At 61.5% G+C, this 13056-nt stretch carries 10 protein-coding genes and 1 pseudogene; 5 read left to right on the top strand and 6 right to left on the bottom strand.

The window, feature by feature from the left end; genetic code table 11:
- Positions 1-224: 224 nt before the first annotated feature.
- The 5 genes from VGH41_RS11585 to VGH41_RS11565 all read right to left on the bottom strand — a co-directional run bounded on the left by VGH41_RS11585 (position 225) and on the right by VGH41_RS11565 (position 4619).
- A complete protein-coding gene (locus tag VGH41_RS11585) occupies positions 225-1112 on the bottom strand; it encodes a LysR family transcriptional regulator (protein WP_331597562.1) in 888 nt (295 codons plus the stop codon).
- Positions 1113-1558: 446 nt separating this feature from the next.
- Positions 1559-1768 (bottom strand): hypothetical protein, encoded by a 210-nt coding sequence (locus VGH41_RS11580; protein ID WP_331597561.1) that lies wholly within the window; start codon positions 1766-1768, stop codon positions 1559-1561.
- Between the two features lie 34 nt (positions 1769-1802).
- Positions 1803-1967 (bottom strand): hypothetical protein, encoded by a 165-nt coding sequence (locus VGH41_RS11575; RefSeq protein WP_331597560.1) that lies wholly within the window; start codon positions 1965-1967, stop codon positions 1803-1805.
- A gap of 274 nt (positions 1968-2241) precedes the next feature.
- Positions 2242-2703: a MarR family transcriptional regulator gene (locus VGH41_RS11570; RefSeq protein WP_331597559.1), complete on the bottom strand. Its 462-nt coding sequence runs from the start codon at positions 2701-2703 to the stop codon at positions 2242-2244.
- 83 nt (positions 2704-2786) lie between these two features.
- The gene (locus VGH41_RS11565; RefSeq protein WP_331597558.1) at positions 2787-4619 is read right to left on the bottom strand and encodes a cytochrome c biogenesis protein DipZ; all 1833 of its coding nucleotides are present in this window, start codon (positions 4617-4619) and stop codon (positions 2787-2789) included.
- A 325-nt stretch (positions 4620-4944) separates the two neighbouring features.
- Here VGH41_RS11565 and VGH41_RS11560 point away from each other — a divergent pair, with 325 nt between their 5' ends.
- The 5 genes from VGH41_RS11560 (at position 4945) to VGH41_RS11540 (ending at position 12720) form a co-directional block, all read left to right on the top strand.
- Entirely contained in the window at positions 4945-5364 is a 420-nt protein-coding gene (locus VGH41_RS11560; RefSeq protein WP_331597557.1) for an organic hydroperoxide resistance protein, read from the top strand.
- A 75-nt stretch (positions 5365-5439) separates the two neighbouring features.
- Positions 5440-5712: a hypothetical protein gene (locus VGH41_RS11555; RefSeq protein WP_331597556.1), complete on the top strand. Its 273-nt coding sequence runs from the start codon at positions 5440-5442 to the stop codon at positions 5710-5712.
- Positions 5713-5769: 57 nt separating this feature from the next.
- Positions 5770-6069: a DUF4148 domain-containing protein gene (locus VGH41_RS11550; protein ID WP_331597555.1), complete on the top strand. Its 300-nt coding sequence runs from the start codon at positions 5770-5772 to the stop codon at positions 6067-6069.
- Positions 6070-6360: 291 nt separating this feature from the next.
- Positions 6361-6909 carry a thioredoxin family protein gene (locus VGH41_RS11545; RefSeq protein ID WP_331597553.1) on the top strand — a complete coding sequence of 183 codons (549 nt, stop codon included), beginning with the start codon at positions 6361-6363 and terminating at the stop codon, positions 6907-6909.
- A gap of 294 nt (positions 6910-7203) precedes the next feature.
- Complete coding sequence (locus tag VGH41_RS11540) at positions 7204-12720, top strand: trifunctional serine/threonine-protein kinase/ATP-binding protein/sensor histidine kinase (protein ID WP_331597552.1); 5517 nt, start codon at positions 7204-7206, stop codon at positions 12718-12720.
- A 65-nt stretch (positions 12721-12785) separates the two neighbouring features.
- Here VGH41_RS11540 and VGH41_RS11535 read toward each other — a convergent pair.
- Positions 12786-13056, bottom strand: a pseudogene (locus VGH41_RS11535) (LysR family transcriptional regulator); the annotation flags it as partial.

Raw genomic sequence — 13056 nt, 5'->3', positions numbered from 1 at the left:
GATAATTCGGTTGTCATCCCGTTGTCGTTCTCGGTAGCCCCCCGAAAAGCACATTGTTGATGGGGAGGCATATTCATTCTCGTTTCATCGGGCATACCGTCAGGACACAGCACCGGAGCTGTCGACCGCATAAACGGTGTGCCGCAAATTGCACACGGCGCGCAGTGTGCAGCTTCGAAGCCACGCGCACCATGGCGCGTCAGTGGTATCAGCAGGTATCCCGCTTATGCGGCGACCATCAGTGCCCCGTGTTCGGAGCGGGCGACCTCGACAAAAGCCCGCATCGCACTCGACACATACGCGTCATGACGGTGAATGAACAGCGTCTCGACGTAGGCCTTGTCCGGCGCAATGGTGTGAATGGCGATCAGGTCCTGTTCCGCCGCGCCCTTCACCACGCCGCGCGGCAACAACGTAATGCCGATGCCTGCCGCCACGCATGCAATGATCGCGTCCATTGAACCGAACTCAAGCGGCGTGGCCGTGAGTATGCCCATCTCCGCGAGCAGAGACTCCAGCCGCTGACGGTAAGAGCAGCCCATACGGAACACAATCGTCTTGAGATCCGGAACCGAGCGCAGCAATTCGAGCGAGCGCATCGTACGCGGAGTCACCAGCACCAGCTCTTCCTTAAAGATGCTTTCGACGTGCAGCTCCGGATGATCCACCGGTCCGGCCACGAACGCACCGTCGAGCCGGCACTCGGCAACGTCTGCCGTCAGGCTGCAACTCGTGCCCGTGGTGAGCGACAAACGGACCTGTGGGTAGCTTCGCGCGAAACGGCTGAGGATGGGCGACAGACGCAGCGCCGCGGTTGTTTCGAGCGTACCCAGAGTAAGCGCGCCGCTCGGAGGACCGTCGTCTTGCGCAGCGAGCTTTGCATCCGCAACCAGCTTGGCAATACGCGCCGCATAAGGCAGCATGCGCTGCCCGGCCGGAGTCAGACTCACACCGCGCACATGCCGATGAAACAGCGCCACCCCCACCTCTCTCTCGAGCGAGCGGATTCGCGCTGTTACGTTTGACTGCACTGTATGGAGCTCAACCGCCGCCTTGTTCATACTGCCATGACGAGCAACAGCTTCGAGTACCTTGAGGTCCGCAACGTCCATGCCTTGTACCCCTTCGAAAAGACCACAACCTTCGCAAAGCCAGCGCCTGAATAATCAGAGTTCTATTGGCGGCTTATGGAGCGCCCCTATCACCAGACCGAACCTGTGTGAGCGCGGTGAATCGGGCCTGCTACGGCAGGCTCAAGCGCCGCAGCGAACCGGATTATCTTACACCAGAGGGGCATCGGGCATCGGGCGCCTGTTCCGTGCATGGCACCGGCACGCGGCCCCAGGATATCGGAACCCTGCATGCAGTTCCACGCCAGCTTCAAGCGCTAGACAAGCCAACGATTTTCGATGAGATGCAAGGCGGCGCCAATACGACCCGTCGGCGCCCACGAGACTCAAAAGAGAGTGTCTTTAGCGGGATTCTGGCGGTCCGCCAGAAGCGGTACGCGGCCGTATCCTGAACTGCCATTCCGGCCTGCGTAACCCTGAGCGCTCATTCAATGAAACACGTCCTGCGACGTGAACGGACTATGCGAGTCCATCCAGTCATACGATTCATTGCTATGGGTCCATGCCCAGTTTCTGACCGTTTCCCGCGTCTGGGGGACCGTCTGCAAACCCTCTTCGAGCACAGAACCTTTGTCGTACTTGTCACCCGTGGCGTCCACGCGCCCGGTCTTGCCAAAGTTTGATGAGTCGTCTTTCATTGCTGTTCCTGTTTGCGATTGCTGTCTACGCACATCAGTCCTGCTCAACCGGTTCGTCGTGCAACGACGAAGCAACCAGTTCAGCAAACCGCTCTAACGCTGCGACTGAGCCATGCACTGTACGGTATTCCTGCCGCCCGATCTTTGCGTCAAGAACAATTGTCATTCCCGATTTCCGAGCGAGGTCAAGGATGTCCATTTGATGCTCCACTTCGCAGAATCATGCGATTCAATTGAAACTTTGATGCGCGTGAACCGTTTGTCCACACAACCCATTCTAGGCACTATGCGCTGTACATCAACGCAGCAGCGGCGAATTCACAGTTTTTAAAACGACAACAATAGCGACGGCCGCACGGCGCTACGAGGCGCATGCTGCGTGCCGCCGGCGATCTGCCGGCACACCTTGCACGCCCGGATCGGGTGGACTGCCACCGCACCCTTGTAAAGCGTTTACCGGTGCCGCGCCGCACTTATTCCCGCTCCTGCACGGCCTTGATCAGGTTATTGCGAAGCGTAGTGATCGACTTCTGCACCTTGCCGAACTCCTGGGACGTCAGGCCACATGCGTCCACGAGGTTCATGTCCAGGCCCTTTTCGCGCAGCAGGCGACCGCTTCGGGTCAAACTTACCAACACCTGACGCTCATCCGCCGGATCACGTTGCCGGTATAGATAACCCATTGCCTCGAGCTTCTTCAGAATGGGCGTGAGCGTGTTGGATTCGAGAAACAGCTTTTCCCCGAGGCTGCCGACGGTTTGATTGTCTTGCTCCCATAGCGCAATGACCGTGATGTATTGCGTATACGTGAGCCCGAGCTCATCGAGGATCGGCTTGTAGGCCTTACCGAAGGCAAGATTAGCCGAGTAGACCGCAAAGCACAGGAACTCGGCCAGCTTAGGGGTGGTGGGATCGGCCTTCTCGATAGTGTCCATCTGCGTCCTCTTCAGCGCCCGGCTGAAACGTCAAGAAAGAGCCATTATATATCGCATGCGCTTTAATCGCTAGTGAGTCATTTTTAACCAAATGTGAACGCGTAGGCGCTCACCCCCGGATCGAGAAATTCGACCGTGAAGGTCCGATCGCGTATCGAACCGGTCTGCCGGACTAACTGGTACAGGCGCACGCGATCCACGACTCCGCTGCCGTCCGCCGCTACGTCGGCACCATGCGATGCGCCCGGCGCCGCGCCGTCGATGGTTACGCGCAAGCGGACCGGCCTGCCATCCGGCGCGGGCCCCAACACCAGATGCAGGTCGCGCGCATGAAAACGGAACACGATCTTGCCGGGCGCATCCGCGAGTTGCGCGCGTTCGGCGCCGATCTTCCATTGGCCGGCCAGATTCCATGTATTCAGACCGAGTGCCCCGGGCGAGCTATAAGTGCGAACCTGATCCGGCAGCACCGTTTCCGGCGAGGCGAAACCTTGTGCCTCCTTGTAGCCCACATACGTTTCGCCGGAGCCCAGATCGTGTTCGTCCGCTGCGACCTGTGTGCCGCTCGCCAGTTCACCGCCGCGCACCGCAGGCAGGCTCGGATGACCATTTTCCGCGAGCAACTGCCGGATCACCTGCTCCGATTTGTCGTACTCGCCCTCGCCGAACTGGTGGTAGCGGATACGGCCTTGCGGGTCGATCACATAGAACGCGGGCCAGTATTGATTGCCGAACGCGCGCCACAACGCGTAGTTGTTGTCGATAGCGACCGGATAGTCGACGCCGAGGTCGGCCGTTGCCCGCTTCACATTGCCGATGTCGCGCTCAAACGCGAATTCCGGTGCATGCACGCCTATCACCACGAGCCCCTTGTCGTGATAGCGCTTCGACCAAGCCTTCAGATAAGGCAGAGTGCGCAGACAATTGATGCAGGAATACGTCCAGAAATTGACGATCACGACCTTCCCTCGCAAATCCGCTGCTTGCAGCGGCGGTGAGTTCAGCCATTGCACCGCGCCCGACAACGGCGGCAAGACGCCTTCTACCGGCAGCGCCGGCTGCGCGGCCGGCATCGAAACACGCAAGGTGTCCACCCGATAGTCGGCGTTCGAAGCCTGCGTGGATGCGACCGGCGTCTCCAGCGCGACCGGCATCACGCCCGCCCCGGCCTGGTGGTTCGCGGAAACGGCGCCGCCTGATAGCTGGCGCACCAGTTCATCCTCAACGCCGGCCGTATTGACCGCAGGCGCCAGGGCAAGCGCGTGTGCGTCGAGGCCTAACCCCATTGCAGTCACGGTAAACAGGATCACGCCGCCCATGCCTCTGCGAAAAGCTTCGCCCATTCCGAGGAACCGCTTGATGGCGCCCAGAATGCGACGGCCGATCAGCAATGCACCGGCCAGCGAGGTCGCGGCACCTGCCGCGTAGCCAAGCAGTAACAGCGTGGTGCCGCCGCTCGACCCATGCACCACTGCGCCAGTCAGAACCAGTCCGAGGATCGGACCCGCGCACGGTGCCCACAGCAGTCCCGTCGCGATCCCCATGACGAACGACGATGCGGCGGAAGGATTCGCGCGATCAACCCCGGCGATTTTCTCCAGACGGCTTCCCGCGTTCACGAGGGGACGCATGAGTCGTTCCGCAAAGGCCGGCAGCAGCAGCGCAAGGCCGAAGACGCCGAAACCGGCCAACGCTATCGCACGGCAATACAGGTTGGCTTGCGCGACCCACGCCCCGCCTGCCACCGCCAGGCTGGCGACTGCGGCAAACGTGAACGCCATGCCGGTCAGGAGCGGTAGCCCGTTCCGCACGAAGGGTTGATCCACACGAGAAAACACGAGTGGCAGCACGGGCAGCACGCAGGGGCTCAGGATGGTGAGCACACCGCCCAGATACGCGAGAACAATGAGGAACATACGTCAGTTTCCTTTCTGATGACTTCATCAGCAACCGTGGCGACGGATGGATTGGGATTGATGCATTGAAGCGCACGGACGTATCCGGCGTGTGTCGACAAACTCGGCTTATGCAAGCCGATGTATCAGTACACACGGCAGATACACTGCGATACAAACGCCCTGCCGGCACACTCCGCATCACCGCTTTGGTGCGCATTGTATCGCATACGATTTCATCGTGTGTGCTTGACATTGCAATCCATTTGATCGATCATCCATCCCGTCCGCTTTTATCGCATGCGTTGTAAACACTTTTTTATCTGCCACTCACCGAGGATTCACCATGATCAAGCTCGAAAAAGTCCTGTACACAGGCAAGACCCATACCTCCGCAGGCGGCCGTGACGGCACTTCGCGCAGCTCCGATGGCAATCTGGATATCAGATTGTCGACGCCTGGCACAGCGGGCAGCGGCACCAATCCCGAGCAGCTGTTTGCCGCCGGCTGGTCGGCCTGTTTCATCGGTGCGATGGGACTGGCGGCCGGCAAGATGAAGGTCGTGCTTCCGGCCGACCTCGCCGTCGAGGCCGAAGTCGACCTCGGCACCAACCACGCGGGTTATCAGCTTCAGGCACGCCTGAACGTCAGCGTGCCGGGTGTCGAGCGTGAAGTCGCGCAAGCGCTCGTCGATGCCGCGCACCAGACGTGCCCGTATTCGAAAGCGATCCGCGGCAACATCGACGTGGTCATCAACCTGATCTGAGCCCGTGCGGTCGCGCCTTGCGCGCGGCCATGCCGAACACCCTCCCCGATTCCGTACCTTTACTCGAGTTCCACCATGAAAACCAGACTGATTGCCGCCCTGCTCGCCTCCGTCTCCGTATTTGCCGCCGCTCCAGTGTTTGCCAGCGGCTACGGGCCAGCGCCCTTTTATCGGGCTTCCGTCGGCGCGCCTGCCTCGCAGCGCGGTCAAAATGCGGAAACCGTCAGCGCCGAGCGACGCGCCACCGCTGATGCACAAACCGGCTACGGTGGCGTAGCCGCCGGGCATTCGCAATCGGGCAGCCGCATGGCCGTATTGACGTCGGACAGCCTCTACGCACACCACTGATCGTTTCGTCCGCGGCTACGCCACTCATCCATTCCCATTTATTTCGTTATCCCTATCATGAAGAAAAGTCCGTACCTGGCACTCGTTGCCGCGTTGCTGAGCGTTCCGGTGATCGCATCGGCGCAGCAATCCACCACCGCCCTGACCCGCGCCCAGGTGCGCGCCGAACTGGTTCAACTGGAACAGACCGGCTACAACCCGCACCGCGTTACGTCGTCGTATCCGGCCGATATTCAGGCTGCGACCGCCAGCGTGCGGGTCACTCGCGACGCGGTGAACTACGCCGCGACATCGCCCGCAGGCAACCCGAACGACGGCGCGTCGCAGACCGGCGGCGCAGTGGATCTACAGCGTTAGGTTTCCGTGGCCGGTCTGGCATGAACTGCGAAGCTGGCGTCGAGCGCGGCGCCAGCGCGGTGATGCAGCGCGCTTCTGCGTCAGTAACGCTTCTTCACAGCCGACGTCGCGCGGCCTTTTGTGTCGCAATGTATCCAGGCTGCGTCCCGATACAAAACATTGCAGGAGCGCGTCCAGCACGACACAGGCCAGATACATGCCGACGTTTCAATGTGTCTATGCCACACCGAACCCGAGGTTCGCCCAAAACCCGCGTGCGAGGCCCGCTTACCGCCCTCCAAGGACCCTGACATGTTCACCCGACTCACTATCGCGAGCGCCATCGCAGCGCTGGCCGCACTGGCCATCTTTGCCACCATGCCTACGACTCACAGCGCGCCGGCACGCCCGCTCGATGCGACTTCTCCCGCGCCCGAATTCACCGGCATCGACACATGGCTCAATAGCGATCCGCTGACCATCAAACAGTTGCACGGCAAAGTCGTGCTCGTCGACTTCTGGACCTACAGCTGCATCAACTGTATTCACACGCTGCCCTACGTCTCCGAGTGGTATCGGAAGTACCAGAACCAGGGGCTCGTCGTGGTCGGGGTGCATACGCCGGAGTACGCGTTCGAGCACGATACCGGCAACGTCAAGGCGGCGATCAGACGCTTCAATATCCGTTACCCGGTGGCGCTGGACAACGAGAATGCAACGTGGAACGCCTATGACAACCAGTACTGGCCAGCCGTCTACCTGATCGACAAGCAAGGCCATGTGGTCTATCAGCATTTCGGCGAGGGCGACTACGCACAGACCGAGGCCGCAATTCAGGGCCTGCTGGCGCAAAAGGATTGAGGCCTGCCTGTTAGCCTCCGGTAACGATTGCCGCTTTCCCACTTGGTGCGACACGCTCCGCTACCAGATTGATACAGACGCATCCTTCGGCAAGCCGCGCGACCCCTCCAAACGTGCCGTCAGCGTCACCTTCAGCCGAGTGATGCGGGACTCGCCAGGCTTCAGGTGGGCACGCGACGCCTGACGATCGCGCGGGTGCCGCGTGCAGATTCGCGCGAGAAGGCATAGCCAGCCAGCCGAGAAGCGCGGAAAATGCCAGCGGACGGGGTTCGCAGCGGGACAAGGAGGTTCAGGATGGATCTCACCGGGTATGATCTGGAGCCGCTCAACGACGACGGCGACTTTTCGCTGTATCGCGCGCGGCAGCCCGGCAATCCAGTTTCGGTGCTCGTGCTTGCCGGCGCGCGCCCTGATTCGCAAACCCTGATCCGTCTCGAGCGTGAGCATGCCCTGGCCTCGCTGCTCGACTCGAGCTGGGCGGCTCAACCTCTCGCGCTCGATCGGCGCAGCGTGCCCGCCATCCTGGTTCTCGACGACGACGGCAGCGAGCCCCTCAGTCGGGCGCTCGGCCGCCCCCTCGAACTCACGCGCTTCCTGCGCATCGCCGTCAACCTGGCAAGAGCGATCGGCCAGCTTCATCAGCGCGGTCTCGTCCACAAGGACATCAAGCCGGCAAACGTGCTGGTCGACGGCGACGACAACGTACGGCTCACCGGCTTCGGCATTGCCTCGCAACTGCCGCATGAACATCAGCCGCCCGCGCCGCCGGAGATCGTCGCCGGAACCTTTGCCTATATGGCGCCCGAGCAGACGGGACGCATGAACCGCTCGATCGACACACGCAGCGATCTCTACTCGCTCGGCGTCACCCTGTACGAAATGCTCACCGGCGCGCTGCCGTTCACCGCCTCGGACGCGATGGAATGGATCCATTGCCACATCGCGCGCAGGCCGGCACCGCCCGGCGAGCGCGTCGCCGGCATTCCGGCGGCTGTCGAAGGCATCGTTCTGCGGCTGCTCGCCAAGGCCGCTGAGGAGCGCTACCAGACCGCGTCGGGCGTCGAGGCCGACCTTCGTTCGTGCCTTGCGGCATGGCAGATGCAGCACCGCATCGAAGCCTTCCCGCTGGGTACGCACGACGCGTCCGACCGGCTGCTGATCCCCGAAAAGCTGTATGGCCGCGAAGTGCAAATCGAGGCGCTTGTGACTGCATTCGAGCGAATCGTGGCCGGCGCCGGTGCTGAACTCGTGCTGATCGCCGGCTATGCCGGTATCGGCAAATCGTCGGTCGTCAACGAGTTGCACCGGATTCTGGTGCCGCCGCGCGGCCTGTTTGCGTCCGGCAAATTCGATCAGTACAAACGCGGCATCCCTTATGTGCCGTTCGCGCAGGCTTTCCAGTCGCTCGTGCGCAATCTGCTGAGCAAGAGCGACGCCGAGGTCGAGCCGTGGCGGCACGCACTTCTGGAGGCGCTCGGGCCCAACGGTCAGCTGATTGTGAATCTGATCCCCGAGCTTGCGCTCATCATCGGCGAGCAGCCGGGCGCGCCGGCGCTTCCGCCACAGGACGCGCAAAATCGCTTCCAGATCGTATTTCGCCGCTTTCTCGGCGTATTCGCGCGGCCCGAGCATCCGCTCGCGCTCTTTATCGACGACTTGCAATGGGTCGATACGGCGACACTCGACCTGCTCGCTCACCTCGTCACCCATCCGGACGTGAAGCACGTTCTGCTGGTGGGCGCCTACCGGGACAACGAGGTCGATGCGGCGCACCCGTTTGCACGCACGCTCGAGTCGATCAGCCGCGCCGAAGGCAAGGTGCAGCACATCGAGCTCGCACCGCTGACGCCCGATAGCGTGACGCAACTCGTGGCCGATTCGCTTCACTGCGACAGCGCGACTGCCCGGCCGCTCGCACAACTGGTGCATGAGAAAACGGGCGGCAACCCGTTCTTCACGATCCAGTTTCTGACGGCGCTCGCCGACGAAGACCTGCTCACATTCGACCACCATGCCGCGCGGTGGCACTGGAATCTGCCGCGCATTCACGCGAAGGGCTTTACGGAGAACGTCGCGGATCTGATGGCGGCCAGACTAAGCCGCTTGCCGCGTCTGACACAAGACGCGTTGGGCCAGCTAGCCTGCCTCGGCAACGTCGCCGAAGTCACGGCACTGACGTGGGTTCAGGGCGGATCTGAAGAGACCATGCACGCGAACCTGTGGGAAGCCGTGCGGACGAACCTCGTTTTTCGCGTGGCCAACGCCTATGAATTCGCGCACGACCGGGTGCAGGAGGCCGCATATGCGCTGATCCCTGCCGACGAGCGCGCCGCCGCTCATCTGCGGATCGGCCGGGCGCTGGTGTCGCGGACCGCACCAGAAGCGCTTGAAGATGCAATCTTCGATATCCTCAACCACCTGAATCGCAGCGCGGCGCTGATCGTGGCGCAGACCGAGCGTGAGCAGGTGGTTGCATTGAATCTCATGGCGGGCCGGCGCGCGATGAATTCGACCGCCTACGCGGCTGCGCGCAACTATCTGGCGCAGGGAGCCGCGCTCTTGTCGCCCGACGCATGGACGCAGCGCTACGACAGCACATTCGAGCTCTATCTCGCGTTCGCGGAATGCGAATATCTGGCTGGCGACTTTGCGAAAGCCGACGCGCTGGCCGACATGATGCTCGCAAGAGCGCGCGCGAGTCTCGATCGTGCGAAAGTCTTCAGCTTGCGCATCGAGCTGTATCAGCTCGCCGGCAGATATGACGAAAGCTTCGCGGTCGCGCTGGTTGCGCTGCGCGATTTCGGCATCCTCTTTCCCGAGACCGATCAGGACATCGAAGCGGCTGTCCACGATGCATTGCGCGACGTTGGCGTCAATCAGGCCGGGCGCCCCATTGCCCGACTGGCCGAGGCGCCGGTCACAACGGATCCGGCGATCCGCGCAATCGTCAATCTGCTCCTTCAGGCAATGAACTGCGCCTTCGCTGCGCGGCCCGCGTACTACCCGCTCATTACGCTCAAGGCGGTCAACCTCTCGCTGCAGCACGGCAACACCGACAACTCCAGTTTCGCCTATGGCAATTACGCGTTGATGCTGGTCTCCCTGATCGGCGATATCCCCACCGCGGTGCAATTTTCGGAAATGTCGCTGAAGCTCAACGAAAAATTCGGCAACCGGCGCCTGACTGGAAAGCTGCTTCATCTGTACGGCGCCCATGTCAATTTCTGGCGCTGCCATATCGCGACCAATCTGCCGGTTCTCGAACGTGCGACCACCGCGTGCATGGAAGTCGGCGACTTCGTGTTCGCCGGCAACGTCGCATTTAACGCGGTCTGGCAGACGCTCGAAACAGGCACCGTGCTGGAGGATGCGCAATCGCTCGCGGACAAGTACGCGGGGCTCGCGCGCGACAGTCACAACGACGCGGTCTATGAACTGATCCGGGTCGAGCGGCAATTCGCCGTCTGTCTACAGGGGAAGACAAATGACACGTTGCAGCTGAACGACGATACGTTCGACGAGGCAGCCTGCTACGAAGCCATCATCCAGTCGAATTTCGGCTGCGCGATTGGCGTATATCGCATCATCAAGGTCGTGCTTGCGTTTCTCGATGGCCGGTATGCGGACGCGCTGGTGGCCGCGGACCGGGCGGAGGCGGTTCTCAGTTCTGTGATGGCGCTGTCGATCGAAGCGACCTTTCACTACTTTCACGTGCTCACCTTGACAGCGCTTTATCCGGAGGCATCCGCGCAACAGCAGCAAGCCTGGCGGCACACGCTTGCCGCAAAACTCAAGAAGTTCGAAATGTGGGCCACACACTGCCCGCAGAACTATCAGAACCGCTACGCACTGGTGTGCGCGGAGCTTGCCCGTCTGGAGGGCCGCCCGCTCGACGCCATGCGCCTCTACGAACAGGCGGTCCACTCCGCTCATGAAAACGGCTTTCTGCACCACGAAGGTATCGCCAACGAACTTGCCGGGCGCTTCTATCTCGCCAGCGGTCTCAGGACGAGCGCCGACGCGTATTTGCGCAACGCCCGGCATTGTTTTGCGCGTTGGGGGGCCGACGGCAAAGTGGCCCAGCTCGACGAGCACTATCCCCGTCTTGCCAGTCAGGACGGCAGCAAACCGACCTCGACGCTCAACTTCGAAGGGCGGCAGTTCGACGCCGCGACACTCCTCAAGGCATCCCAAGCCCTTTCCAGCGAGATCGAACTGACCGGCCTGATCGAGCGGCTGATGACGATAGCCCTGCAGGCTGCAGGCGCCGACCGCGGTCTGTTGATCGTTCCGCAGCAGCCGGACGGCTACCGGATCGAGGCGGAGGCGCATATCCATGGCGACGGCATCGCGTTGAACCGGGAGCCGCCTGCCAGCTCTGCGGTTCCTGCCGCTCTTCTGCGTTACGTGATCCATACGCAAAAGAGCGTCATCATCGACGATGCACTGGCACCCAATATGTTTTCCCAGGACGATTACCTGGCGCGCGGAACGACCCGCTCCGTGTTCTGCCTGCCGCTCGTCAGACAGGGCAAGCTCGGCGGCCTGCTCTATCTCGAGAACACGGCGACGTCGCATGTGTTTACGGCGCGCCGCTCCACGCTGCTCGACCTGCTGGCTTCGCAAGCGGCGATTTCGCTGGAGAACACCCGTCTCTACGCCGATCTTCAGGAGCGCGAAGCGAAGGTTCGGCGCCTCGTGGACTCCAACATCATCGGGATCCACATCTGGGACTTCGAAGGCAACGTCACCGAAGCCAATGACGCCTTTCTGCGCATTGTGGATTACAGCCGGGAAGATCTCCTCTCAGGGCGAATCAGGTGGCCGGACCTGACTCCGCCTGAGTGGCAGCACCGCGACGAACTGGCGAGGGCCGAATTGAGGGCGACGCGAAGCGCCAGGCCGTTCGAAAAAGAATACTGCCGCAAGGACGGCCGACGGGTGCCGGTGCTGGTCGGCGCGGCCGCGTTCGGCGATCGCGAGGGTCAGGGCGTCGCTTTCATACTCGACCTGACCGAGCAAAAGCGCGCGGAACACGAAGTGCGCGAAAGCGAGCGCCGCTATCTCGACCTTCAGATGGTCCTCGCCCACTCGAACCGCGTGGCGACCATGGGGCAACTATCGGCGTCTATCGCCCATGAAGTGAAGCAGCCGATCACCGCGATCTCTGCCTTCGCCAGTGCCGCCTTGCGCTGGCTCGCAGCGCGGCCGCCTAACATGCACGAGGCGCGCCAGGCGCTCAACAGGATCGTCGCGGACAGCTCTCGCGCGAGCGACATTGTCGACCGGACCCGCGCGTTCTTCAAGAAAGAGCCGCAACGAAAGAATGGTCTGGACATCAACGAAACGATTCTTGAGTTGATCGCGCTCATGCGCAGTGAAGCGAACAAGTACGGCATCGAGGTCAACGTGCAGCTCGCCGACGGCTTGCCGCAGATTCAGGGAGACCGGGTGCAGCTTCAGCAAGTGATACTCAACCTGATCATGAACGCCATAGAAGCGATGAGCGGGATGAACGGCGGCGAGCGAACGCTTCTGATCCGATCCAGCAAGATGGACGACGAGGAACTTCTGATCGCCGTTCAGGATTCCGGCGAAGGATTCGGCATCCAGCATCCTGAAAGCGTCTTCGAGCTATTTTATACAACCAAACCCAACGGCCTGGGGATGGGACTGCCGATTTGCCGCTCGATCGTGGAAAGTCATGGAGGACGCTTGTGGGCAACAGCGAACTCGCCGAAAGGCGCCATCTTTCAGTTCACCTTGCCGACGCCCGGTGAACTGAAAGATGGTCAGACTGCCAGGCAATAAGCAGAAGCCAAAGTCATCCTGACTCTGCACCCGCGTTCTCAATCGCCGTCGCGCGCCTGGACATCTCACATTGTGGCCAGCTCGTCGTCTTCGCGACGGCTCGCTCTTTGCAACACCATCTGCGTATCTTTGCCGCCATAGCGCGCCGGAGACCTGAAAAACTCAATGCAGAAATCGACGAAGGTCCTGAGTCTGGCGGGCAAAAGTTCGCGGTGCGAATAGAAGAGACAAATTTCGACGCTGCTGTCCGATGTGGTGCAGCGAGGCAAGATATGCGTGAGATGCCCCATGTCGATGTCTTCGCGAACCATGGTTTCCGGCAATACGGCGATGCCG

It is taken from the genome of Paraburkholderia sp., assembly GCF_036488795.1.
Lineage (GTDB): Bacteria > Pseudomonadota > Gammaproteobacteria > Burkholderiales > Burkholderiaceae > Paraburkholderia.
Note: the sequence above shows the minus strand (reverse complement) of the source record. Positions and strands in the feature narration are given on the sequence as shown.